The organism is Aeromicrobium sp. (assembly GCF_047606445.1).
In the GTDB taxonomy this organism is placed as follows: domain Bacteria; phylum Actinomycetota; class Actinomycetes; order Propionibacteriales; family Nocardioidaceae; genus Aeromicrobium.
On sequence record NZ_JASGEK010000078.1, the window covers coordinates 29,604 to 51,581 of the forward strand.

Here is a 21,978-nt window from a genome sequence, read left to right on the forward strand (position 1 = left end):
GCCGTGACGCCGCTCGTGTTCTCCCTGCCCCTGCGCGACCGTTTCCGAGGGGTGACGGTCCGCGAGGGGGTGGTGGTCGAGGGTCCGGCGGGATGGGGCGAGTTCGCGCCCTTCGTCGAGTACGACGACGCCGAGGCGGCCAGCTGGTGGGCGGCGGCCTACGAGGCGGCGTTCGTCGGGTGGCCCGCGCCGGTGCGCGACCGGGTGCCGGTCAACGGCACGGTCCCGGCGGTCGGGCCGGAGCGCGCGGCCGAGATCGTCGCGGGGTCCGGCTGCGCGACGGCGAAGGTGAAGGTGGCCGAGCCGGGGCAGACGCCCGCCGACGACCTCGCGCGGGTCGCGGCCGTGCGTGAGGCGATCGGTCCGCAGGGGCGGGTGCGGGTCGACGCGAACGGGGCCTGGACGGTGGCCGAGGCGCTGGCGGCGGTGACCGCGCTCGACGCCGAGGTCGGGCTGGAGTACGTCGAGCAGCCCTGTCGCACGGTGGAGGAGTTGGCGACGCTGCGCCGCGAGACGTCGGTGCTGATCGCCGCCGACGAGTCGATCCGCAAGGCCGACGACCCGCTGCGGGTGGCCGAGCTGGAGGCCGCCGACGTCGCGGTGCTCAAGGTCGCGCCGCTCGGCGGGGTGCGCGCCTGCCTCGACGTGGCCGAGCAGATCGGCCTGCCGGTCGTCGTGTCCAGCGCGATCGACTCCTCGGTGGGGCTCGCGGCCGGGGTCGCGCTGGCCGCCGCCCTCCCGGATCTGCCCTACGCCTGCGGCCTCGGCACGGGGGCGATGCTGCTGGCCGACGTGACCGACGAGCCGCTGCGGCCGGAGTCCGGCTTCCTCCCCGTCCGTCGCCCGAGCGTCAACCGAGCAACCTTCCCCGCCGCCCCCGTCGATCGTCAAAGGTGGTGGCTCGACCGTCTCACCCGAGTCCCAGATTTGCTGGCTTATCCACCGTTTGAGGGCGAGGAAAAGGTGGATAAGTCAGCAAATCTGGGAGGAAGGCGACCCCATGAGTGAGGCGACGGGGCGGGCCGGGGAGGTCGTGGAGCGGCTGCTGGGGCTCGGGGTGAGTGAGGCGGTATTGGCGCCGGGGTCGCGGTCGGGGCCGTTGGCGCTCGCGCTGCACGCCGCCGACGCCCAGGGGTTGATGCGGCTGCACGTGCGGGTCGACGAACGGGAGGCCGGCTTCCTCGCGCTCGGGTTGGCCAAGGCCTCCGGGCGGCCGGTCCCGGTCGTCACCACCTCGGGGACCGCCGTCGCCAACCTCCATCCGGCCATGCTGGAGGCGCTGCACACCCGCGTCCCCGTCATCGCGCTCACCGCCGACCGGCCCGGACGCCTGCGCGGCACCGGCGCGAACCAGACCACCGACCAGCGGGCGATCTTCCCCGGTGTCGATTTCACCGACGACATCAGCGAACTGGGACCGCTCGACGGTCCGGTCCAGGTGAATCTGGAGTTCGACGAACCGCTGGTCGAGGCGGTGGAGTGGCGGTTCGACCGACGTCCCTTCGATCCTCCGAGAACGGGAGGTGCCTCCACTCGGGGAGCGACGACGTGCGAAGGGTCGAAGCGCGGAGTCGTGGTCGCGGGCGACGGCGCGGGGCCACGCGCCCGCGCGCTCGCCGACGCCCTCGGCTGGCCTTTGCTGGCCGAGCCGAGCTCGGGCGTCCGCGACGAGCGGGCGCTCGGCGCCTACCGGCTGCTGCTCGCCGGACCGCTGGGCGACCAGATCGAACAGGTGGTGAGCCTCGGCCACGCCACCTTGTCCCGGCCGGTCACCGGACTGCTCACGCGACCCGACCTCGACGTCGTGCATCTCGGCGACGCGTCGACCTTCCCCGGCGTGCCGGGGCCGAACGTCGTCCTCACCGACGACGTGATCCCGAACGGCCAGGCCGACCCCGCCTGGCGCGAAACCTGGCGAGCCGTCGACGAGGCCGCCCGCGCCGCCATTGACGACCTCAAGACCGACGCCCTGCGCCTCGCCGAGACCGTCTGGTCGGCCGCCGCCGGAGGCGCGCTCGTCATGGGCTCGTCCTCGGCCGCCCGCGACCTCGACCTCGTCCGCCCCGGCCCCGCCCCGGACGTCGTGGTCGCCAACCGGGGCCTGGCCGGCATCGACGGCCTGCTGTCCACCGCCGTCGGCGTCGCCCTCGGTGCCGGCCGCCCGACCCACGCGCTCGTCGGCGACCTCACCTTCTGCCACGGCGCCAACGGCCTGCTCATCGGCCCCCGGGAGCCGCGCCCCGACCTCGCCGTCGTGGTGGCCTCCGACGACGGCGGCGCGATCTTCTCCCTGCTGGAACAGGGCGATCCGGCCTATGCGAGCGCCTTCGAACGGGTCTACGCGACGCCCACCGGAACCCAGATCGCCGCGCTCTGTCAGGCCCACGGCGTGCCCCACCGTCGCGTCGCGGTAGACGAGCTGGCGGACGCCCTCGCCACCGCGCCCGACGGGATCAGCGTGATCGAGGTCCCCCTCGACCGGACCCGCCGCCGCGCCGAGTCCGAGGCCATCGCAGCGGCCGTGGCGACGTCGATGGAACAGCGACGGTGACACGGTCCTTACCCGGGAGTACCGTGGTGGCGTGGGTCACAACAGCGAGTCCTTCGACTACATCGTCATCGGTTCCGGCAGCGCGGGCGGCGTCGTCGCCGCGCGCCTGAGCGAGGATCCGCAGACGCGGGTGCTCCTACTCGAGGCGGGGCCGGTCGACGACGACGACATGATCCGTCTGCCCGCCGGTTTCTCGACGCTGTTCAAGACGAAGTGGGACTGGTCGTACCGCACCACCGAGCAGAAGCACCTGATGGGCCGCCGCTCGGACTGGCCGCGCATGAAGGCGCTCGGCGGCTGCACCTCGATGAACGCGATGATCTACATCCGCGGCAACCGCGCCGACTACGACGAGTGGCGTGACGCCTACGGCGGCGAGGGCTGGGGCTATGACGACGTTCTGCCCTACTTCAAGAAGTCGGAGGGCAATCAGCGTCTCGGCGGCCAGTTCCACGGGACTGACGGACCGCTGCACGTCGAGGACCGTCGCTACAACCACGAGCTCACCCACGCCTTCGTCGAGTCGGCCGTCGCGTCCGGGTTGAAGCCCACCGACGACTTCAACGGCGCCGAGCAGGAGGGCGCGGGCCTGTACCAGGTGACCTGCCGCAAGGGCCGTCGCTGGTCGATCGCCGACTCCTACATCCGCCCCGCGATGGAGCGGCCCAACCTCACCGTCCGCACCGGCGCGTTCGTCACCAAGATCGACCTCGACGGAACCCGCGCGGTCGGCGTCACCTACCGCCGGGGCGGGCAGACCGAGCAGGTCCGCGCCGACGCCGAGGTCGTCCTGTCCGGCGGCGCGGTCAACTCCCCGCAACTGCTCATGCTGTCGGGCATCGGCCCGGGCGCGCACCTGCGCGAGCACGGCATCGACGTCGTGGTCGACTCCCCGGAGGTCGGCCGCAACCTGCAGGACCACCCGGTCTCCGGCGTGCTGCTCGACACCCGGGGCGCCACCGACCTCGCCGAGTTGCTCAACCTGCCGAACCTGCTCCTGGCGCAGAAGCTCGGACGCGGCCCGCTCAGCTCGAATGTCGCCGAGTCGGGCGCGTTCTTCCGGTCCTCGGGCGACCAGCCGGCCCCCGACTTGCAACTGCACGTGCTGCCGACGTCGTTCTGGGACAACGGCCTGCACGAGCCGACCAAGCGCGGCATGGTCATCGCCTCGACGCTGGTGCGGGTGGAGAGCGCCGGACAGGTGACGCTGCGCTCGGCCGACCCCACCTGGCACCCGGAGATCGACCCGGCCTACTACGCCGACCCCTCCGACCTCGACCGCATGGTCGTCGGCACCCGCCGGGCGCTGGAGATCGCCGCGTCCGGTCCGCTGCGCGACCACGTCACGAGCCCGTGGGCCCCCTACGGCTGGGACCCCACCGACGAGCAGATCCGCAGCACCGTCGCGCGGCTCACCCAGACCATCTACCACCCGGTCGGCACCTGCTCGATCGGCAAGGTCGTCGACGCCGACTTGCGCGTGCAGGGCGTCGAGGGCCTGCGCGTCGCCGACGCCTCCGTCATGCCCCGCGTCCCGCGCGGCAACACCAACGCCCCCGCCATCATGGTCGGCGAGAAGGCCGCCGACCTCATCAAGGAGTCCCGATGACGACCACACCTGAGCCCCCCGTCTCGTCCCTGCCGGTGCGTGAGGGGGAGACCTTCGAGTCGCTCAACCCGCGCAACGGCGACGTCGTCGGCGTGCATCCCGTGCACAGTGCCGAGGAGGTGGACGAGGCCGTCGAGCGGGCTCGGCTGGCGGGCGTCTGGTGGCGCGAGATCGGCTTCGAGGGCCGCAAGGAGTACCTGTTGCAGTGGCGCAGCGTCATCACCCGACGCCTCGCGCAGCTGGTCCACCTCGTCCATCTGGAGACCGGCAAGCCGCACGGCGACGCGCAGCTGGAGGTCGGCCTGGCCATCGACCACGTCCACTGGGCGGCGAAGAACGCCCGCAAGGTGCTCGGTCCGCAGCGGGTGTCGTCGGGCGTCCTTGCGATGAACCAGGCCTCGTCGGTGCGTTACAACCCGCTCGGCGTCGTCGGCGTCATCGGCCCGTGGAACTACCCGGTGTTCACGCCGCTCGGCTCGATCACCTACGCGCTCGCGGCGGGCAACACGGTCGTGTTCAAGCCGAGCGAGTACACCCCCGGCGTCGGCCAGTGGCTCGTCGACACCTTCACCGAGGTCGTCGGCGGACGCCCGGTGCTGCAGCTGGTCACCGGCTTCGGCGCGACCGGCGCGGCGCTGTGCGACGCGGGCGTCGACAAGGTCGCCTTCACCGGCTCGACCGCCACCGGCAAGCGGGTCATGGCGGCCTGTGCGCAGCACCTCACCCCGGTCGTCATCGAGGCCGGCGGCAAGGACGCGGTCATCGTCGACGAGGACGCCGACCTGTCCGCCGCCGCCGAGGGCGCTCTCTGGTCGGCCATGTCGAACGCGGGCCAGACGTGCATCGGCGCCGAGCGGGTCTACGTGCACCGGGCGGTCTTCGAGCCGTTCATGGACGAGCTGCTGCGCCAGGCGCGCGAGCTGCGCGCCGAGGCCGATCCGGACTCGCCGCTCGGCCCGATCACGATGCCGACGCAGTTGCCGATCATCCAGCGGCACATCGACGACGCCATCGAGCGCGGCGGCCGGGTCGTGCTCGGCGGCTCCGACGCGGTCGGCGAGCGGTTCGTGCAGCCGACGATCATCACGCACGTCCCGGAGGACTCGTCGGCCGTCCGCGAGGAGACCTTCGGCCCGACGCTCGTCGTCAACCCGGTCGACGACATGGACGAGGCGGTCCAGCTGACCAACGCCACGCCGTACGGACTGGCCGGGTCGGTGTTCGGCAAGCGCCGGGCGCAGAGCATCGCCGAGCGGGTGCGGTCGGGCATGACGTCGATCAACGCCGTGGCGATGTTCGCCGCCGTCCCGTCGCTGCCCTTCGGCGGCGTCGGCGAGTCGGGTTTCGGCCGTATCCACGGCGCCGACGGTCTGCGCGAGTTCACCTACGCCAAGGCCATCACCCGTCAGCGCTTCAAGGCCCCGCTGGAGTTGACCACCTTCGCCCGCGACGAGAAGACCGACAAGACCGTCGCCCTGCTGCTCAACCTCCTCTACGGCGGCAAGAAGACCATCCGCTGACCGCTGGCGGGGACGCAGGATGATGGTTTGGGGTCGTGATCGCTACCTCAAACCATCATCCTTCAGGCCCCAGGGGACGGACGATGATGGTTTGAGGTCGTCGGAGCAACCCAAATCCATCATCCTGCGTCTCCCCGGGGCGCTCTGACACACTGATCTTCATGACGTGGCAGAGGTATGTGGCGCTGGGGGACTCCTTCACCGAGGGGGTCGGCGACCCGGACGCCGGGCGGCCGAACGGGGTGCGCGGCTGGGCCGACCGGTTCGCCGGGGCGATGGGCGCGCGGCTGCCCGAGTTGCAGTACGCCAACCTCGCGATCCGCGGACGCAAGATGCGGGCGATCCTGGCCGAACAGGTCGAGCCCGCGCTCGCGCTGCGTCCCGACCTCGTGTCGATCTACGCCGGGGCGAACGACGTGTTGCGTCCGTCGATCGACATCGACGCGCTGATGGACGACTACGACGCGGCCATCGCGCGGCTGTCGGCGTCGGCGCACGTGGTGATGTTCACCGCCTACGACCCCGGCGGCGACGCGATCTTCGCGATGCTGCGGGGACGCTTCGCGATCTACAACGAGATGGTGCGTGAGATCGCCGAGCGGCACGGCGCCACGCTGGTCGACTTCTGGCGCATGCGCGAGTACCGCGACGGCCGCTACTGGGACGTCGACCGCATCCACATGTCGAGCGTCGGGCATCAGCGCATGGCCGTCGCGGTCGCCGACGCGCTCGGCGTGCGCCACGACCTCGCGCCGCTGCCGCTGCCCGACCCGCCGTCGTCGGCGCTGCTGCTGCGCGCGGCGGCCAACGCGGCCTGGGCCGGTCGCCACGCGGCCCCCTGGATCGGCCGACGCCTGCGTGGCACGTCGTCAGGCGACGCCCTCAATCCGCGCCACGCGGTCATGGTCCCGGCCCGGGATCTCTGAGTCACCGGAGGGTGGTGGCGGGGGTCGGACGGGAGTCGGGCAGACTCGGCTGAGAATTCGTTGAGCGCGAGGAGAGAGCATGTCCGATCAGCAGCCTTCGTCCACTCCCGCCGGGTGGTATCCCGATGGTCGAGGGGGTCAGCGGTGGTGGGACGGCACGGCGTGGACCGAGCAGACGCAGCAGGCCCCCGGCGCTGCCCCGACGGGTCCGGTCGGCGGCGGAGGCAGAGGGGTCAGCGGTAAGACCCTCGCGATCATCGGCGGAGCGGTGGGCGGTGTGCTGCTGTTGATCGTGCTGCCGCTCGTCCTGGTGCTGGCGCTGTCCGGCGGCAGCCCGGAGGACGTGGCGGTCGAGTACGTCGAGGCTGCGGCTGACCGGGACTGGGCGAAGGTCTGCGAGCTCAGCACGGAGGAAGACCGTGAGGACTCGTTCGACAGCTATGACGTCGACGACTGCGGCGAGTTCGCCGAAGAGATGGAAAAAGAGCAAGAGGAGTACGACTGGAGCGACGAGGAGTTCGGCGTTCCATGGGAGGAGCTCCGAGAAGACCTCGAGCTGGAGATCGAAGTGGCCGACGTCGATGAGAAGAGCGACCGCAAGGTGGTCGTGGAGGTGAGGGGAACCACGACGTACACGGGCGATGACGACGACATCGCGGAGTACTTCGAGGATTATTCCGACGGCGATAACACGCAGGAGATCACGGTGGTCAAAGAAGACGGCGACTGGAAGATCGACGCCTGAGCGTCAGCTCAGCGCCGAGCGCACGGGGATGAGTTTGGCCTCGGACTCGGCGAGCTCGTCGGCCGGGACGGAGTCGGCGACGATGCCGCAGCCGGCGAACAGGCGGGCCGACAAGCCGTCGTCAGCGAGCAGGCCGGAGCGCAGGCCGATGCCCCACTCGCCGTCGCCGCGCCCGTCGATCCAACCGACCGGGCCGGCGTAGCGGCCGCGGTCGAGGCCTTCGATCCGGGCGATCAACTCGACCGCCTCAGCCGTCGGGGTGCCGCCGACCGCCGCCGACGGGTGCAGGTCGGAGACCACCGACAGCACCGACGTGCCGTCCGGGACGACCCCGGCGACGTCGGTCGCCAGGTGCATGACATTGGGGAGGTGCAGCACGAACGGCGCCTCGGAGCGGGTCACCGCCGAGCAGTGCCGCGACAGCGCGTCGGCCACCGAACGCACCGCGTACTCGTGCTCCTCCAAGTCCTTGCTCGACCGCGACAGCGAGGCCGCGCGGGTGGCGTCCTCGGCGTCGTCGCCGGTGCGCCGGATGGTCCCGGCGAGCACCCGCGAGGTGACCAGGCCCCGGTCGAGGCGCACCAGCATCTCCGGCGTCGACCCGAAGAAGCCGTCGACGTGGAAGGTCCAGCAGGCCGGGTAGTCGGCGGCCAGCCGGGCCACCGGCCAGCGGGCGTCGAGGGGACGCTCGAACGTCGCCTGGCAGTCACGCGCCAGCACGACCTTGTCGAGCTCGGCGTCGGCGATGTGCCGGACCGCCTCGGCGACGATGCGCTGCCAGCCGTCGGTGTCGCCGTCGTCGAAGGCGACCGGACCCGGCGGGCGGGGCGTGTCCGTGGCGGCGAGGTCGGGGGCCGGGGCGAGCGTCTGGCCGACGGTCGAGACCCAGGCGAGGTCGCCGCGACGACCCACGACCACCTCCGGCACGATCAGCAGACCGTCGCCGCCGTCGGCGAAGTCGAAGGAGCCGAACGCCACCAGGCCGGAGCCCGGGGCGTCGACCTCGTCGCGGACGACCGCGTGCTGGCGCAGGTCGCTCCACCAGCGGTCGGCGTCGGCGAAACGGCCCGCGCCGCTCGTCGCGAGAGTCGCGGCGCGGCCCCAGCCGACGATGCCGTCGCCGCCGTGCACCCACGCGAGGAAGTCGCGCTCGGGCAGCAGCGGCAGCAGATCGGCGACCTCGACGGCCCGGGTCCGCACGACGAGGCGCGGGGTCGGGGTGGCCGAGGGGATCGGGCCGACGGGGTTGGTCACGACCTGTGAGCCTACCCGTGGCACAGTGACGGGGTGACCCGAGCCGGACTGGACAAGGACCCCCGCGACGTCGCGCGCATGTTCGACCAGGTCGCGGCGCGCTACGACCTCACCAACGACGTCTTGTCGCTGGGACAGGACCGTCGGTGGCGCCGCGAGGTGGTCGACCTCGTCGCCCCGCGCGCCGGGGAGCGGGTGCTCGACCTCGCCGCGGGCACCGGCACGTCGAGTCTGCCGTTCGCGGAGGCGGGCGCCCATGTGGTGCCGTGCGACTTCTCCCTCGGCATGCTGCGCGTCGGCAAACAGCAGTATCCGGAGTTGGCGTTCACCGCCGGCGACGGGATGCGGCTGCCCTTCGCCGACGACTCCTTCGACGCGGTGACGATCTCCTTCGGGCTGCGCAACATCCACGACCCGGTCGAGGGTCTGCGCGAGCTGCGTCGGGTGACCAAGCCGGGCGGCCGCATCGTGGTCTGCGAGTTCAGCACGCCCACGTGGAGCCCGTTCCGGACGATCTACCAGAACTATCTGATGCGCGCGCTGCCGGCCATCGCGCGGCGCACGTCGTCGAATCCGGAGTCCTACGTCTACCTGGCCGAGTCGATCCGCGACTGGCCGGACCAGAAGGGCCTCGCCCTGCGCATGGTCGAGGCCGGCTGGAGCCGCGTCGAGTGGCACAACCTCTCCGCCGGCATCGTCGCCCTGCACCACTCGGTCAAACAGGCTTGACCGGATGTCGGTTTGGGCGGTTACCATGAAGTGGTGATCGATCAGTCCTTGTTGGAGCAGGCCAAGCAATCGTCCGTGGATGAGCGCTTGGCCGTGATCGGCGCCTTGTGGGACAGCATCGACCACCAAGGCCGGCCAGTGCCCTCGTCGACGGCGGCCCTGGTTGACGCGCGAGTTGCCGAGGCGGCGGCAGACCCGCTGGTCGGGCGATCGTGGCAGGACATCAAGGCTGATTGGCGCCGCGAGCGTTGACCTGGTCGCTGCTGATTCGTCCGAGTGCTGAGCAGGACCTGCGGCAGGTCCGCCACTGGTATGCGGTTGAGGCGCCGGAGCAGGTCGACCGGTTCGAAGCAGAGCTCGATGACATGTTCGGTCTCATCGTCGAGCACCCGATGATGTTTCCCGTTCTGCGGAGTGAGGCGAGACGCGCCCATTTGAAGGTGTTCCCGTATGACGTCTGGTACCTCGTTCACGCTGAGCCGCAGGTCGTTGAGGTCATTGCGGTGGTGCACGATCGCCGGGACCGTGCCCCGGTCCACGACCGCTTGTCGTAGCGGTCAAGCACGGCTGGCGTGGCGGCGCACGGCCCTCGCGCCCCTCGCCTGAGGTTTAGTGTGACCTAAGCAACATCGTGACCCCCGCTCCGGCGTAGGTTGGCGACGAGGTGAGTGACACCCGTCACATGCCTCTGACCTGGCCCGAAACCTGTGCGGGAGGTGACATGGACGCCTACATGCCCATATTCGCGCTGGGCGCGCTCGCGGCCGGTTTCGCGGTGTTCAGCGTCGCCATCGCCCCGCTCACCGGACCGCGCCGCTACAACCGCGCCAAACTCGACCGCTACGAGTCCGGCATCAGCCCCAGTCCGCTGCCCGACAGCGGCGGCAAGGTCAGCGTCAAGTACTTCTTCACCGCGATGATGTTCATCGTCTTCGACATCGAGATCGTCTTCCTCTACCCCTTCGCGGTGGCCTTCGACCAGTTGACGTGGTTCGCGGTGTTCGCGGTGCTGCTGTTCCTGGTCAACCTCACGATCGTCTACGCCTACGAGTGGCGGCGCGGCGGAATGGAGTGGACCTGATGGGCCTGGAGGAGAAGCTGCCGAGCGGCGTCCTGCTGTCGACCGTCGAGGGGCTGGCCGGCTACATGCGCAAGGCGTCGTTCTGGCCGGCGACCTTCGGCCTGGCCTGCTGCGCCATCGAGATGATGACCTTCGGCGCCCCGCGCTTCGACTCCTCGCGCTTCGGCATGGAGGTGTTCCGGCCGAGCCCGCGCCAGGCCGACCTGATGATCGTCGCGGGCCGGGTCAGCAACAAGATGGCCCCGGTCCTGCGGCAGATCTACGACCAGATGGCCGAGCCGAAGCACGTGCTGGCGATGGGCGTGTGCGCCAGCTCCGGCGGCATGTTCAACAACTACGCGATCGTGCAGGGCGTCGACCACATCGTCCCGGTCGACATGTACTTGCCGGGCTGTCCGCCGCGCCCGGAGATGCTGATCGACGCGGTGTTGAAACTGCACGACAAGATCCAGCACGCCAAGCTCGGCGCGCACCGCGAGAAGGAGATCGCCGAGCGCGAGGCTGAGGCGCTGGCGTTCGTCCCCCTGTCGCAGATGAAGGGGCTGCTGCGATGAGCTGCGCGTCGACGCCCGTCCACGGCGGCTGGTTCGACGAGGTCGCCGAGCGTCTCGACGCGGGGATCGGCGGCGCGGTCGAGAAAGTCGTCGTCGACCGGGGCGAGATCACCTTCCACATCGCCCGCGAGCGGCTGCTCGACGTCGCCCGCCACCTGCGCGACGACCCGTCCCTGCGCTTCGAGTTCTGCTCGTCGGTCTCGGGCGTCCACTATCCGACCGACGAGGGGCGCGAGCTGCACGTCGTGCTCCATCTGCTGTCGATGAGCTTCCGACGTCGCGTCCGGTTGGAGGTCGCCGCGCCCGACGCCGACCCGCACGTCCCGAGCGTCACCCCGGTCTACCCGACCGCCGACTGGCACGAGCGCGAGGCGTGGGACATGTTCGGGATCGTCTTCGACGGCCACCCCGCGCTGACCCGCATCCTCATGCCCGACGACTGGCCCGGCCACCCGCAACGCAAGGACTATCCCTTAGGCGGCATCCCCGTTGAATATAAGGGAGCGACGACGCCCCCGCCGAACGAGCGGAGGCGGTACGCGTGAGCGCCGCCGACCCGTACGCGGGGGCCTCCGCGACCGACGAGGGGCCCGTCTTCACCGTCACCGGACAGGACTGGGACTCCATCGACCCCGCGCTCGCGGGCGGCGACAAGATCGTGGTCAACATGGGTCCGCAGCACCCCTCGACGCACGGCGTGCTCCGGCTCATCCTGGAGCTCGACGGCGAGTCGGTCACCGACGCCCGCGCCGGGATCGGCTACCTGCACACCGGCATCGAGAAGAACATGGAGTTCCGCACCTGGACCCAGGGCGTGACCTTCTGCACCCGCATGGACTACGTCGCGCCGTTCTCCAACGAGGCGGCCTATGTCGCGGCGGTCGAGCGGCTGCTCGACGTCGAGGACCAGATCCCGCAGCGCGCCCTCGACCTGCGGGTCCTCATGCTGGAGTTGAACCGGATCAGCTCGCACCTGGTCTGCGTCGCCACTGGCGGCATGGAGATCGGCGCGCTGACCGTCATGACCTGCGGTTTCCGGGACCGCGAGCTGATCTTGAACTGCTTCGAGGCGATCACCGGCTTGCGCATGAATCACGCCTACCTGCGGCCCGGCGGTGTCGCCCAAGACCTGCCCGACGATGGTTTGACGCGGGTCCGCGAGACGGTCGACCTGCTCAAGAAGCGGCTGCCCGAGTACGCCGCGCTCTGCAATGCCAACCCGATCTTCAAACGTCGGCTCAAAGGCGTCGGCCACCTGGAGCTCGCCGGATGCCTCGCGCTCGGCCTCACTGGACCGGTGCTGCGCGCCACCGGCTACGACTGGGATCTGCGCCGCACCCAGCCGTACTGGGGCTACGACGGCTACGACTTCGACGTCGTCACCTGGGACGAGCCCGACGCCTACGGCCGGTTCCGGGTGCGCCTGGATGAGATGTGGGAGTCGCTGAAGATCGTCGAGCAGTGCCTGGAACGGCTGGAGGCCTCCCAGGGCGAGCCGGTGATGATCGCCGACAAGAAGATCGCCTGGCCCGCCCAGCTGAGCGTCGGTGCCGACGGCCAGGGCAACTCCCCGGCGCACATCGCCCGCATCATGGGCGAGTCGATGGAGTCGCTCATCCATCACTTCAAGCTGGTCACCGAGGGCTTCCGCGTGCCGGCCGGCCAGGCGTACGCGGCCGTCGAGTCGCCGCGCGGCGAGATCGGCTGCCACGCGGTCTCCGACGGCGGTACCCGCCCGTACCGCGTGCACTTCCGCGATCCGTCCTTCGTGAACCTGCAGGGCACGTCGATCATGAGCGAGGGCGGCATGATCTCCGACGTCATCGTCGCCGTCGCCTCCATCGACCCCGTGATGGGGGGTGTGGACCGATGAGCGCGTTGGACGACACGGTGGTCGCGGAACTACGCGAGCTGATGGGCCGCTATCCCGAGCCCCGGTCGGCGCTGTTGCCGATGCTGCATCTGGTGCAGTCGGCCGAGGGGCACGTGTCGCCGCGCGGCATCGAGCTGTGCGCCCGACTGCTCGGCCTGACCACCGCCGAGGTGGCGGGCGTGGCGACCTTCTACACGATGTACAAACGTCGCCCGATGGGCACGCACCACGTCGGCGTCTGCACCAACACGCTCTGCGCGGTCATGGGCGGCGACGCGATCTTCGAGCGGCTCTGCGACCACCTCGACGTCGGCAACGACGAGACCACCGAGGACGGCGCGGTCACGCTGGAACGCCTGGAGTGCAACGCGGCCTGCGACTACGCGCCGGTGATGATGGTCAACTGGGAGTTCTTCGACCGACAAGACCCGTCGTCGGCGGTCGAGCTGGTCGACAAGCTGCGCGAGGGTCGCCGGGTCGTCTCCCCGCGTGGCGCGACGATCACCTCCTGGCGGGAGGCCGAACGGGTGCTCGCCGGTTTCGAGGACGGCCGGGTCGACGAGGGCCCCGCCGCCGGAGAGGCCTCGCTGGCCGGGGTCGAGATCGCGCGGGAACGCGGCTGGACCGCCCCACCCTTGCCCGGGGAGGCGAGCGATGACTGACCCCCTGACCCCGGTGCTCAGCGCCGACTGGGCCGACGAGCGGGCCTGGACCCTCGACGCCTACACGCGGCGCGGCGGCTACGCGGCCCTGGAGACGGCGCTCGCCATGACGCCCGCCGACCTCATCGCGCTCGTCAAGAACGCGAACTTGCGCGGCCGCGGCGGCGCGGGCTTCCCGACCGGCATGAAGTGGTCCTTCATCCCTACCGACACTGACAAGCCGAAATACCTCGTGGTCAACGCCGACGAGTCCGAGCCGGGCACCTGCAAGGACATCCCGCTCATGATGGCCAGCCCGCACACGCTCGTCGAGGGCGTGATCATCGCGGCGCGCGCCATCGGGGCGCGGCAGGCGTTCATCTACGTGCGCGGCGAGGTGCTGCACGTGGTCCGGCGGCTGCGCGCGGCGGTCCGCGAGGCGTACGAGGCGGGCCACCTGGGCGAGCGCACCGGCGTCGACCTCGTCGTGCACGCGGGCGCGGGCGCCTACATCTGCGGCGAGGAGACCGCGCTGCTCGACTCGCTGGAGGGGCGTCGCGGCCAGCCCCGGCTGCGTCCGCCGTTCCCCGCCGTCGAGGGCCTGTACGCCTGCCCGACGGTCATCAACAACGTCGAGTCCATCGCCTCGGTCCCGGCCATCGTGCGTGGCGGCGTGGCGTGGTTCCAGTCCATGGGCACGGAGAAATCCCCCGGTTTCACGCTCTATTCGCTGTCGGGCCATGTCGCCCGGCCCGGCCAGTACGAGGCCCCGCTCGGCGTCACGCTGCGCGAGCTGTTGGACATGGGCGGCGGCATGCGTCCGGGCTCGGAGTTGAAGTTCTGGACGCCGGGCGGCTCGTCCACGCCGCTGCTCACCGCCGAGCACCTCGACGTCCCGCTCGACTACGAGGGCGTCGGCGCGGCGGGCTCCATGCTCGGCACGAAGGCGCTGCAAGTCTTCGACCAGACCACCTCGGTCGTGCGCTGCGTGCTGCGGTGGACCGAGTTCTACAAGCACGAGTCTTGCGGCAAGTGCACGCCCTGCCGCGAGGGCACCTGGTGGCTCGTGCAGGTGCTCGACCGGCTGAACCGGGGCGCGGGCCGCTCCGGCGACATCGAGCTGCTGCAGGAGTTGTGCGGCAACGTCCTCGGCCGCTCCTTCTGCGCCCTCGGCGACGGCGCGACCAGCCCGATCACCTCCGGCATCCAGCACTTCCGCGAGGAGTTCGAAGCGGGCCTGCACACGCCGTCGTGGGAGCTGTTCCCGCCCGTCGCCTCCACCCTCTTCGCCGCCGAGGGGGTGGGCGCGTGACCATCGAGGCACGGTATGAGTCAGAGGGGGCCGAGACCCAGGTCCCCGTCGACCTGGTGACGCTCACCGTCGACGACGTGAGCGTGTCGGTGCCGAAGGGGACGCTGGTCATCCGGGCGGCGGAGCTGATCGGCGTGGAGGTTCCGCGCTTCTGCGACCACCCGCTGCTCGAACCGGTCGGCGCGTGCCGCCAGTGCCTCGTCGACGTGCCCGACGCGGGCAACGGCCGGGGCTTCCCGAAGCCGCAGGCGTCCTGCACGCTGGAGGTCGCGCCGGGCATGGTGGTGCGCACCCAGCACTCCTCGGAGGTCGCCGAACGCGCCCAGCGCGGCACGATGGAGTTGCTGCTCGTCAACCACCCGCTCGACTGTCCCGTCTGCGACAAGGGCGGCGAGTGCCCGCTGCAGAACCAGGCGATGAGCGCCGGTCGGGCGGAGTCGCGTTTCGCCGAGACCAAGCGGACCTTCCCCAAGCCCGTCGCGGTTACCCCGCAGGTCCTGCTCGACCGGGAGCGCTGCGTGCTCTGCGCCCGCTGCACCCGCTTCGCCGACCAGGTGGCGGGCGACCGGTTCATCGCGCTCGTCGAACGCGGCGCGCGCCAACAGGTCGGCGCCGGACCGCAGCGCGCGGGCTCGCCCGACGGCGGCTCCTACTTCTCCGGCAACACCATCCAGATCTGTCCCGTCGGCGCGCTGACCAGCGCCGACTACCGCTTCCGGGCGCGCCCCTTCGACCTCGTCTCGGTCCCGTCGGTGGCCGAGCACGACGCCTGTGGCGCGGCGATCCGCGTCGACCACCGGCGCGGCCAGGTCGTGCGACGGCTCGCCGGGGACGACCCCGAGGTCAACGAGGAGTGGGTGAGCGACAAGGACCGCTTCGCCTTCGCCTGGTCGCGCGGCGACGACCGGCTCCGCACGCCGCTCGTGCGGGACTCCGATGGGGTTCTACAGCCGATGTCGTGGCCGGGGGCGCTCGCCGCCGCGGGCCGTCTGCTCGGTCAGGGCTCCGTCGGCGTGCTGTCCGGCGGACGGCTGACCTTGGAGGACGCGCACGCCTGGTCGGCCTTCACCCGCGTCGCGCTCGGCACGCACGACGTCGACTTCCGCTCGCGCGCCATCGGTCCGGAGGAGGCCGACTTCCTCGCCGCGAAGGTGGCCGGGACGGGCGTCGGCGTCACCTACGCCGAGGTCGAACGGGCCCGTCGGGTGGTGCTGCTCGCGCTGGAGCCCGAGGACGAGGCGGCGACGCTCTTCCTGCGGCTGCGCAAGGCCGTCCGTCGGCGCGGGCTGTCGGTGGTGACCGTGGCGAGTCACCTCAGCCGGGGCGCGGGCAAGCTGGACGCGACCCTCGTCCAGGCCGTCCCCGGCCAGGAGGCCGCCGCGCTGGCCGGACTCGACCTCGGCCCGGGCGACGTGCTGCTGGTGGGGGAGCGTGCCGCGTTGGTTCCCGGCCTGCTGACCATGGTGGCCGAGCTGCCGCCGGAGGTTCGCATGGCCTGGGTCCCGCGTCGGGCGGGCGACCGGGCCGCCGTCGAGGCCGGGCTCCTGCCGAATCTGCTGCCGGGCGGCCGTCCGCTCACCTCCGCCGAGGCGCGCGCCGACCTCGCCGCCGCGTGGGGGCGGTCGTCGCTACCGGCCGTGCGCGGTCGCGACACCGCTGGCATCGTCGAGGCCGCCGCCACCGGCGAGTTGGGGACGCTGCTGGTCGGCGGGGTCGAGGTCGCCGACCTGCCCGACCCGACCCTCGCCCGCCAGGCGCTCGCCCGTGCCGCCGTGGTCAGTCTGGAAGTGCGGGAGAGCGAGGTGACGCAGGCGGCCGACGTCGTGCTGCCGGTCGCCCCGCCAGTCGAGAAGGCCGGGACGTTCGTCACCTGGGAGGGCCGTCGTCGCCCGTTCGACCAGGTGCTCGCCGAGCCGGGCTCGGTCCCCGACGTCCGGGTGCTCGCCGGGATCGCGCAGGAGATGGGCCGCCCGCTCGGTTTCCGCACGCCCGCCGAGGCGCGCGCCGACCACGACGCTCTCGGGCTCTGGGACGGCGACCGCGCCGAGGCCCCGTGGGCGGTCGCCGACACCGGTCAGCGCCCACCGAAGGGACAAGTCGTTCTATCGATATGGCGACAAATGGTCGACAATGGACGCGGCCAGGACGGACAGGACGAGTACCGCGTCAGCGCCCGCCCCGCCGTCGCCCGTGCCAACGCCGCCACCTGGGCCGCGCTCGGCGTGCGCCCCGGCGGCCGGGTCGTGCTCGCCGGTCGGGCCGAGTTCCCCGCCGTCACCGACGACCTCCCCGACGGCGTCGTCTGGGTCCCCGGGAACAACGGCGTCAACCTCCGCGAGCTGGGCTTGGGTCATGGCAGCCTCACCACGGCCGAGTCGGGCGGTGCGCGATGAGCGACCTCTTCGGGAACGAGCCGTTCTGGGTGGTGGCGCTCAAGGCGGGGCTGATCTTCGTGATCCTCGTCGTCTACACCCTGTTCAACATCTGGCTGGAACGACGCGTCGTGGCGCGCATGCAGCATCGCGTCGGGCCGAACGTCCACGGCCCCTTCGGCCTGTTGCAGAGCCTCGCCGACGGCGTGAAGCTGGCGCTCAAAGAGGACCTGGTCGTCACGGCGGCCGACAAAGTCGTCTACGTCCTCGCGCCGATCCTCGCGGTCATCCCGGCCTTCCTCGCCTGGGCGGTCATCCCGGTCGGGCCGGAGGTCCGCATCCCGTTCACCGACACGGTCACGCCGCTGCAACTGACCGACCTGCCCGTCGCGGTGCTCTACATCCTCGCGGTCACCTCGATCGGCGTCTACGGGATCGTGCTGGCCGGCTGGTCGTCCGGCTCGACCTACGCGCTGCTCGGCGGTCTGCGGTCCAGCGCCCAGGTCATCAGTTACGAGGTCGCGATGGGCCTGAGCTTCGTCACGGTCTTCCTCTACGCGGGCACCATGTCGACCTCGGAGATCGTCGCCGCGCAGACCGACCTCTGGTACTTCCTGCCCCTGCTGCCGTCCTTCGTCGTCTACGTCATCTCGATGGTCGGCGAGACCAACCGCGCCCCCTTCGACCTGCCGGAGGCCGAGGGCGAACTGGTCGGCGGCTTCCACACTGAGTACTCGTCGCTGAAGTTCGCGCTGTTCTTCCTCGCCGAGTACATCAACATGGTCACTGTCTCGGCGCTCGCCACGACCCTGTTCCTCGGCGGCTGGCGCGCCCCGTTCGGCCTGGCGCAGGTGTGGGAGGGCGCGAACGAGGGCTACTGGCCGGTGCTGTGGTTCCTCGGCAAGACGCTCGCGTTCATGTTCGTGTTCATCTGGCTGCGTGGCACGCTGCCCCGCCTGCGTTACGACCAGTTCATGGCCTTCGGCTGGAAGATCCTCATCCCGGTCTCGCTGGCCTGGATCTTCGTGGTCGTGCTGCTGCGCAAGGCCCAGAACGAGGGGCTCGTCAGCGATCTGACGGTCGACGCTGCGGGCGTCGCGGTGGCGGCCCTGCTGCTGGCGGTGATCGCGCTGCGCCGGGAGAAGCCGTCCCCGCCGCGCCCCGAGCAGGCGACCGGCACGGCCGACGACGGCTACCCGGTCCCGCTTCGCTATGAGGAGGCTTCCCGATGAGTGTGAAAGAGAATCTGTGGGATCCGGTGGCGGGTTTCGGCGTCACCTTCCGGACGATGTTCAAGAAGGTCGTCACTGAGCAGTACCCTTTCGAGAAGGTGCCGACCGCGCCGCGTTTCCATGGCCGCCATCAGCTCAACCGTTGGCCTGACGGGCTGGAGAAGTGTGTCGGCTGCGAGCTGTGCGCGTGGGCCTGCCCGGCCGACGCGATCTACGTCGAGGGTGCGCCGAACGAGGATCGCCCCGACGGCTCCGGCCGGTTCAGTCCCGGCGAGCGGTACGGCCGGGTCTATCAGATCAACTACCTGCGCTGCATCCTGTGCGGCCTGTGCATCGAGGCCTGCCCGACCCGCGCGCTGACCATGACCAACGAGTACGAGCTCGCCGACGACAACCGCGCCGACCTCATCTATGAGAAGTCCGACCTGCTCGCCCCGCTCCTGCCCGGCATGACCGAGCCCCCGCACGCCATGCTCCTCAGCGACGACCACCACGACTACTACCGAGGCAAGCAGCTCCCCATCGTCGAGGCGGGGGACGCACGATGATGGGTTTCGGTCGTCCGGGCTACCTAAAGCCATCATTCTCAGTTCCGTCTGAGACGGAGAATGATGGATTGAGGTCGCTGGGGCTGCCCAAAGGCATCATTCTGCGTCTCCGGGAGGTCGCATGAGCGCCTTTGACGTGGTCGCGCCGATCATCGTGGTCGCGGCGCTGGGGTTGTTGTTCTGCCGCAAGGCGGTGCACGCGGCGCTGTGCCTGGCGGCGGTGATGATCGGGCTGGCGGTGCTGTACGCGGCCAATGGGGCGCCCTTCCTCTTCGCGGTGCAGATCATCGTCTACACCGGCGCGGTCATGATGCTCTTCCTGTTCGTGGTGATGCTGGTCGGCGTCGAGTCCGGGCCGAGCGCGGTCGCCGAACGGTTGCCCGGACAACGGGTCGCGGCGGCCTTCGTCGGGCTCGGCTTCGCGGCGATGCTGCTGGTCGGTGTCGCGCAAGGGGTCGCGGGCGGGTTCAGCACGCCGGTCGCCGCCGTGGCCGACGAGAACGTCGAAGGGCTCGCCGCGCTCATGTTCGGCCCCTGTGTGCTGGCCTTCCAGTTCACCGCCGCGCTGCTGGTCACCGCTGTGCTGGGGGCGATGGTGCTGGCCCACCGCGAGCGGCTGACCGCGCCGCCGACCCAGGCCGAACGGGCCGCCGCCCGGCTGCGCGAGTACGCCGAGACCGGACGCCACCCCGGCAACGCGCCGACCCCCGGCGTCTACGCCCGGCACAACGCCGTCGACGTTCCCGCCCTGCTGCCCGACGGCACGCCCGTGCCGGAGTCGGTGCCGGGCAGTCTCGTGGAGCGCGGCCAGGTGGTCCGTCCGCCCCTCGCTCCGACGGATGGGGACGACGATGAGTGAGCTGCTGGGGCTGTCGATGATCCTGTTCACCATCGGCGCGGTCGGGGTGTTGGTGCGGCGCAACGCGCTCATCGTGTTCATGTGCGTCGAGCTCATGCTCAACGCCGCCAACCTCGCCTTCGTCGGCTTCGCCCGCGAGCACGGCAGCCTCGACGGACAGTTGGCCGCCTTCTTCGTGATGGTCGTGGCCGCCGCCGAGGTGGTCGTCGGACTGGCCATCGTCATCGCGATCCACCGCGCCCGCGGCACGATCGACCTCGACGAGTTGAGGCAGGCCCGCGGATGATCTGGATCCTCATCGCGCTGCCCGCGTTCGGCGCCGCGCTGCTGCTCACCTGGGGCAAGGAGAGCGACCGCTTCGGCCACCTCATCGCCACCGCCGCGTCCGCGCTGTCCTTCGGGTGGGCGCTGTGGCTGTTCGCCGATCTGCTCGGACGCGACGCCGGCGACCGGACGGTCACCGAGTCGCTGTTCACCTGGATCTCGGCCGGATCGCTGCACGTCGAGGCGCTGCTCGTCCTCGACCCGCTGTCGGCGGTGTTCACGCTGCTCATCACCGGCGTCGGCACCCTCATCCACGTCTACTCCATCGGCTACATGGCCCACGACGCGCGTCGGCGCCGCTTCTTCGCCTTCCTCAACCTCTTCGTCGCGGCGATGCTGACGCTGGTGCTCGCCGGCGACTACCTCGTGCTGTTCCTCGGCTGGGAGGGCGTCGGCCTGGCGTCCTACCTGCTCATCGGCTTCTGGCAGCACAAGCCGTCGGCGGCCGCCGCGGCCAAGAAGGCCTTCGTCGTCAACCGGGTCGGCGACGTCGGCATGGTGCTGGCGCTGCTGTTGATGATCCGGGAGTTCGGCACCACCGAGATCGCCGCCGTGGCCGACTCCGTGCCGGGCACCGCGGCCACGACCATCACGGCCCTCGGCCTGCTGCTGCTCGTCGGGGCGTGCGGCAAGTCCGCCCAGGTGCCGCTGCAGGCCTGGCTGCTCGACGCGATGGAGGGCCCGACTCCCGTCTCGGCGCTCATCCACGCCGCCACCATGGTCACCGCGGGCGTCTACCTGATCGTCCGCAGCCACGCGATCTTCGACGCCTCCGAGACCGCTCGCACGGCCGTCGTGGTCGTCGGCCTCGTCACGCTCATCGCCGGCGCGATCATCGGCTGCGCGAAGGACGACATCAAGAAGGCGCTCGCCGGGTCGACCATGAGCCAGATCGGCTACATGACGCTCGCCGCCGGCCTCGGCCCCGCCGGCTACGCCTTCGCGATCTTCCACCTGCTCACCCACGGCTTCTTCAAGGCGAACATGTTCCTCGGCGCCGGATCGGTCATGCACGCGATGGACGACGACGTCGACATGCGGCACTACGGCGCGCTCGCCAAAGCCCTGCCGGTCACCTTCGCGACCTTCGGCCTCGGCTACCTCGCCATCATCGGCTTCCCCGGGCTGTCGGGCTTCTTCAGCAAGGACAAGATCATCGAGGCCGCGCTCGCCCATAACGTCTGGATCGGCCTGGCCACGGTCGTCGGCGCGGGCGTGACCGCCTTCTACATGACCCGGCTCATGCTGATGACCTTCGCCGGACGGAAGCGTTGGCGCGAGAACGTGCACCCGTACGAGTCGCCCGGCGTGATGACCACCCCGTTGGTCCTGCTCGCCGCGGCCTCCGTGCTGGGCGGCGTGATGCTGCTCGGCGGCTGGATCACCGACTGGCTGGAGCCGGTCGTCGGGCACGCCGAGCACCATCACGGAGGGGGGCACCACGTGGTGATCGCCGGCGCCGAGTGGCCGCCCATCGCGGTGTCGGCGCTGGTCACTGTCGTGGTCGCGGTCGGTGTGCTGATCGCCTGGCTGACCGTCCGCGACACCCCCGACGAGGCTCCGACGAAGGTGTCGGTGCTGACCCGCGCCGCCCGCAACGACCTCTACGGCGACGCCGTCAACGAGTGGGTCGCGGTCCGCCCGACGATGGCCCTCGCGCGCGGCCTCGCCTGGTTCGACCGGCACGGCCTGCACGCCGCGCTCGTCGGTGTCGCACGGCTGCTCGGCGAGGCCGCCGACGGGATGCGGACCTGGCAGAACGGCTACGTCCGCAGCTACGCGCTCGTCCTCGCCACCGGAACGCTCGTCGTCACGCTCGTGCTGCTGGCGGTGGTGTCGCGATGATCT

At 70.9% G+C, this 21,978-nt stretch carries 21 protein-coding genes and 1 pseudogene; 21 read left to right on the plus strand and 1 reads right to left on the minus strand.

Annotated elements, in window-relative coordinates; all coding sequences use genetic code 11:
* Nucleotides 1-3 precede the first annotated feature (3 nt).
* The 6 genes from QM621_RS14335 to QM621_RS14360 all read left to right on the plus strand — a co-directional run bounded on the left by QM621_RS14335 (nucleotide 4) and on the right by QM621_RS14360 (nucleotide 7,351).
* Nucleotides 4-1,008, plus strand: a complete 1,005-nt coding sequence (locus QM621_RS14335; protein ID WP_414991066.1) for an o-succinylbenzoate synthase — start codon at nucleotides 4-6, stop codon at nucleotides 1,006-1,008.
* A complete protein-coding gene (gene menD, locus QM621_RS14340; RefSeq protein ID WP_414991067.1) occupies nucleotides 1,001-2,551 on the plus strand; it encodes a 2-succinyl-5-enolpyruvyl-6-hydroxy-3-cyclohexene-1-carboxylate synthase in 1,551 nt (516 codons plus the stop codon). The genes QM621_RS14335 and menD overlap by 8 nt, the downstream gene beginning before the upstream one ends.
* 31 nt (nucleotides 2,552-2,582) lie before the next feature.
* Nucleotides 2,583-4,160, plus strand: coding sequence for a GMC family oxidoreductase (locus tag QM621_RS14345; RefSeq protein ID WP_414991068.1), 1,578 nt, complete (start codon nucleotides 2,583-2,585; stop codon nucleotides 4,158-4,160).
* Nucleotides 4,157-5,680: an aldehyde dehydrogenase family protein gene (locus QM621_RS14350; RefSeq protein WP_414991069.1), complete on the plus strand. Its 1,524-nt coding sequence runs from the start codon at nucleotides 4,157-4,159 to the stop codon at nucleotides 5,678-5,680. The genes QM621_RS14345 and QM621_RS14350 overlap by 4 nt, the downstream gene beginning before the upstream one ends.
* A gap of 161 nt (nucleotides 5,681-5,841) precedes the next feature.
* Nucleotides 5,842-6,606 (plus strand): SGNH/GDSL hydrolase family protein, encoded by a 765-nt coding sequence (locus QM621_RS14355; protein ID WP_414991070.1) that lies wholly within the window; start codon nucleotides 5,842-5,844, stop codon nucleotides 6,604-6,606.
* Nucleotides 6,607-6,685: 79 nt separating this feature from the next.
* Nucleotides 6,686-7,351: a DUF2510 domain-containing protein gene (locus tag QM621_RS14360; RefSeq protein WP_414991071.1), complete on the plus strand. Its 666-nt coding sequence runs from the start codon at nucleotides 6,686-6,688 to the stop codon at nucleotides 7,349-7,351.
* A gap of 3 nt (nucleotides 7,352-7,354) precedes the next feature.
* On the opposite strand, the gene QM621_RS14365 is transcribed toward QM621_RS14360, so the two are convergent.
* Nucleotides 7,355-8,605, minus strand: a complete 1,251-nt coding sequence (locus QM621_RS14365; RefSeq protein ID WP_414991072.1) for an isochorismate synthase — start codon at nucleotides 8,603-8,605, stop codon at nucleotides 7,355-7,357.
* Nucleotides 8,606-8,638: 33 nt separating this feature from the next.
* Here QM621_RS14365 and QM621_RS14370 point away from each other — a divergent pair, with 33 nt between their 5' ends.
* From QM621_RS14370 to nuoL, 15 genes and pseudogenes are all read left to right on the plus strand, one after another.
* Nucleotides 8,639-9,334: a demethylmenaquinone methyltransferase gene (locus tag QM621_RS14370; RefSeq protein ID WP_414991073.1), complete on the plus strand. Its 696-nt coding sequence runs from the start codon at nucleotides 8,639-8,641 to the stop codon at nucleotides 9,332-9,334.
* Between the two features lie 33 nt (nucleotides 9,335-9,367).
* Nucleotides 9,368-9,586, plus strand: a complete 219-nt coding sequence (locus QM621_RS14375) for an addiction module protein (protein ID WP_414991074.1) — start codon at nucleotides 9,368-9,370, stop codon at nucleotides 9,584-9,586.
* The gene (locus QM621_RS14380; RefSeq protein ID WP_414991075.1) at nucleotides 9,583-9,888 is read left to right on the plus strand and encodes a type II toxin-antitoxin system RelE/ParE family toxin; all 306 of its coding nucleotides are present in this window, start codon (nucleotides 9,583-9,585) and stop codon (nucleotides 9,886-9,888) included. The genes QM621_RS14375 and QM621_RS14380 overlap by 4 nt, the downstream gene beginning before the upstream one ends.
* A 167-nt stretch (nucleotides 9,889-10,055) precedes the next feature.
* Nucleotides 10,056-10,415 (plus strand): NADH-quinone oxidoreductase subunit A, encoded by a 360-nt coding sequence (locus tag QM621_RS14385; RefSeq protein WP_414991076.1) that lies wholly within the window; start codon nucleotides 10,056-10,058, stop codon nucleotides 10,413-10,415.
* Nucleotides 10,415-10,969, plus strand: coding sequence for a NuoB/complex I 20 kDa subunit family protein (locus QM621_RS14390; RefSeq protein ID WP_414991096.1), 555 nt, complete (start codon nucleotides 10,415-10,417; stop codon nucleotides 10,967-10,969). Before QM621_RS14385 ends, QM621_RS14390 begins: the two co-directional genes overlap by 1 nt.
* A gap of 20 nt (nucleotides 10,970-10,989) precedes the next feature.
* Nucleotides 10,990-11,514 (plus strand): annotated as a pseudogene (locus QM621_RS14395) (NADH-quinone oxidoreductase subunit C); the annotation flags it as partial.
* Nucleotides 11,511-12,842: an NADH-quinone oxidoreductase subunit D gene (locus tag QM621_RS14400; protein ID WP_414991077.1), complete on the plus strand. Its 1,332-nt coding sequence runs from the start codon at nucleotides 11,511-11,513 to the stop codon at nucleotides 12,840-12,842. The pseudogene QM621_RS14395 and the gene QM621_RS14400, both read left to right, overlap by 4 nt.
* Nucleotides 12,839-13,504 (plus strand): NADH-quinone oxidoreductase subunit NuoE, encoded by a 666-nt coding sequence (gene nuoE, locus QM621_RS14405; RefSeq protein ID WP_414991078.1) that lies wholly within the window; start codon nucleotides 12,839-12,841, stop codon nucleotides 13,502-13,504. Before QM621_RS14400 ends, nuoE begins: the two co-directional genes overlap by 4 nt.
* Nucleotides 13,497-14,795 carry an NADH-quinone oxidoreductase subunit NuoF gene (gene nuoF, locus QM621_RS14410; RefSeq protein WP_414991079.1) on the plus strand — a complete coding sequence of 433 codons (1,299 nt, stop codon included), beginning with the start codon at nucleotides 13,497-13,499 and terminating at the stop codon, nucleotides 14,793-14,795. Before nuoE ends, nuoF begins: the two co-directional genes overlap by 8 nt.
* Complete coding sequence (locus QM621_RS14415; protein WP_414991080.1) at nucleotides 14,792-17,188, plus strand: NADH-quinone oxidoreductase subunit G; 2,397 nt, start codon at nucleotides 14,792-14,794, stop codon at nucleotides 17,186-17,188. The genes nuoF and QM621_RS14415 overlap by 4 nt, the downstream gene beginning before the upstream one ends.
* Nucleotides 17,185-18,399 (plus strand): NADH-quinone oxidoreductase subunit NuoH, encoded by a 1,215-nt coding sequence (gene nuoH / locus QM621_RS14420; RefSeq protein WP_414991081.1) that lies wholly within the window; start codon nucleotides 17,185-17,187, stop codon nucleotides 18,397-18,399. Before QM621_RS14415 ends, nuoH begins: the two co-directional genes overlap by 4 nt.
* The gene (nuoI, locus tag QM621_RS14425) at nucleotides 18,396-18,947 is read left to right on the plus strand and encodes an NADH-quinone oxidoreductase subunit NuoI (protein ID WP_414991082.1); all 552 of its coding nucleotides are present in this window, start codon (nucleotides 18,396-18,398) and stop codon (nucleotides 18,945-18,947) included. The genes nuoH and nuoI overlap by 4 nt, the downstream gene beginning before the upstream one ends.
* Before the next feature lie 67 nt (nucleotides 18,948-19,014).
* Complete coding sequence (locus QM621_RS14430; protein WP_414991097.1) at nucleotides 19,015-19,806, plus strand: NADH-quinone oxidoreductase subunit J; 792 nt, start codon at nucleotides 19,015-19,017, stop codon at nucleotides 19,804-19,806.
* The gene (nuoK, locus tag QM621_RS14435; protein ID WP_414991083.1) at nucleotides 19,799-20,092 is read left to right on the plus strand and encodes an NADH-quinone oxidoreductase subunit NuoK; all 294 of its coding nucleotides are present in this window, start codon (nucleotides 19,799-19,801) and stop codon (nucleotides 20,090-20,092) included. The genes QM621_RS14430 and nuoK overlap by 8 nt, the downstream gene beginning before the upstream one ends.
* Nucleotides 20,089-21,975, plus strand: coding sequence for an NADH-quinone oxidoreductase subunit L (nuoL, locus tag QM621_RS14440; RefSeq protein WP_414991084.1), 1,887 nt, complete (start codon nucleotides 20,089-20,091; stop codon nucleotides 21,973-21,975). Before nuoK ends, nuoL begins: the two co-directional genes overlap by 4 nt.
* Nucleotides 21,976-21,978 lie beyond the last annotated feature (3 nt).

Coding starts and splice junctions, on each gene's coding strand:
- menD (WP_414991067.1), top strand. CDS start 1,001: ATGAGTGAGGCGACGGGGCGGGCCGGGGAGGTCGTGGAGCGGCTGCTG.
- QM621_RS14350 (WP_414991069.1), top strand. CDS start 4,157: ATGACGACCACACCTGAGCCCCCCGTCTCGTCCCTGCCGGTGCGTGAG.
- QM621_RS14355 (WP_414991070.1), top strand. CDS start 5,842: ATGACGTGGCAGAGGTATGTGGCGCTGGGGGACTCCTTCACCGAGGGG.
- QM621_RS14360 (WP_414991071.1), top strand. CDS start 6,686: ATGTCCGATCAGCAGCCTTCGTCCACTCCCGCCGGGTGGTATCCCGAT.
- QM621_RS14385 (WP_414991076.1), top strand. CDS start 10,056: ATGGACGCCTACATGCCCATATTCGCGCTGGGCGCGCTCGCGGCCGGT.
- QM621_RS14390 (WP_414991096.1), top strand. CDS start 10,415: ATGGGCCTGGAGGAGAAGCTGCCGAGCGGCGTCCTGCTGTCGACCGTC.
- nuoE (WP_414991078.1), top strand. CDS start 12,839: ATGAGCGCGTTGGACGACACGGTGGTCGCGGAACTACGCGAGCTGATG.
- nuoF (WP_414991079.1), top strand. CDS start 13,497: ATGACTGACCCCCTGACCCCGGTGCTCAGCGCCGACTGGGCCGACGAG.
- nuoH (WP_414991081.1), top strand. CDS start 17,185: ATGAGCGACCTCTTCGGGAACGAGCCGTTCTGGGTGGTGGCGCTCAAG.
- nuoI (WP_414991082.1), top strand. CDS start 18,396: ATGAGTGTGAAAGAGAATCTGTGGGATCCGGTGGCGGGTTTCGGCGTC.
- nuoK (WP_414991083.1), top strand. CDS start 19,799: ATGAGTGAGCTGCTGGGGCTGTCGATGATCCTGTTCACCATCGGCGCG.
- nuoL (WP_414991084.1), top strand. CDS start 20,089: ATGATCTGGATCCTCATCGCGCTGCCCGCGTTCGGCGCCGCGCTGCTG.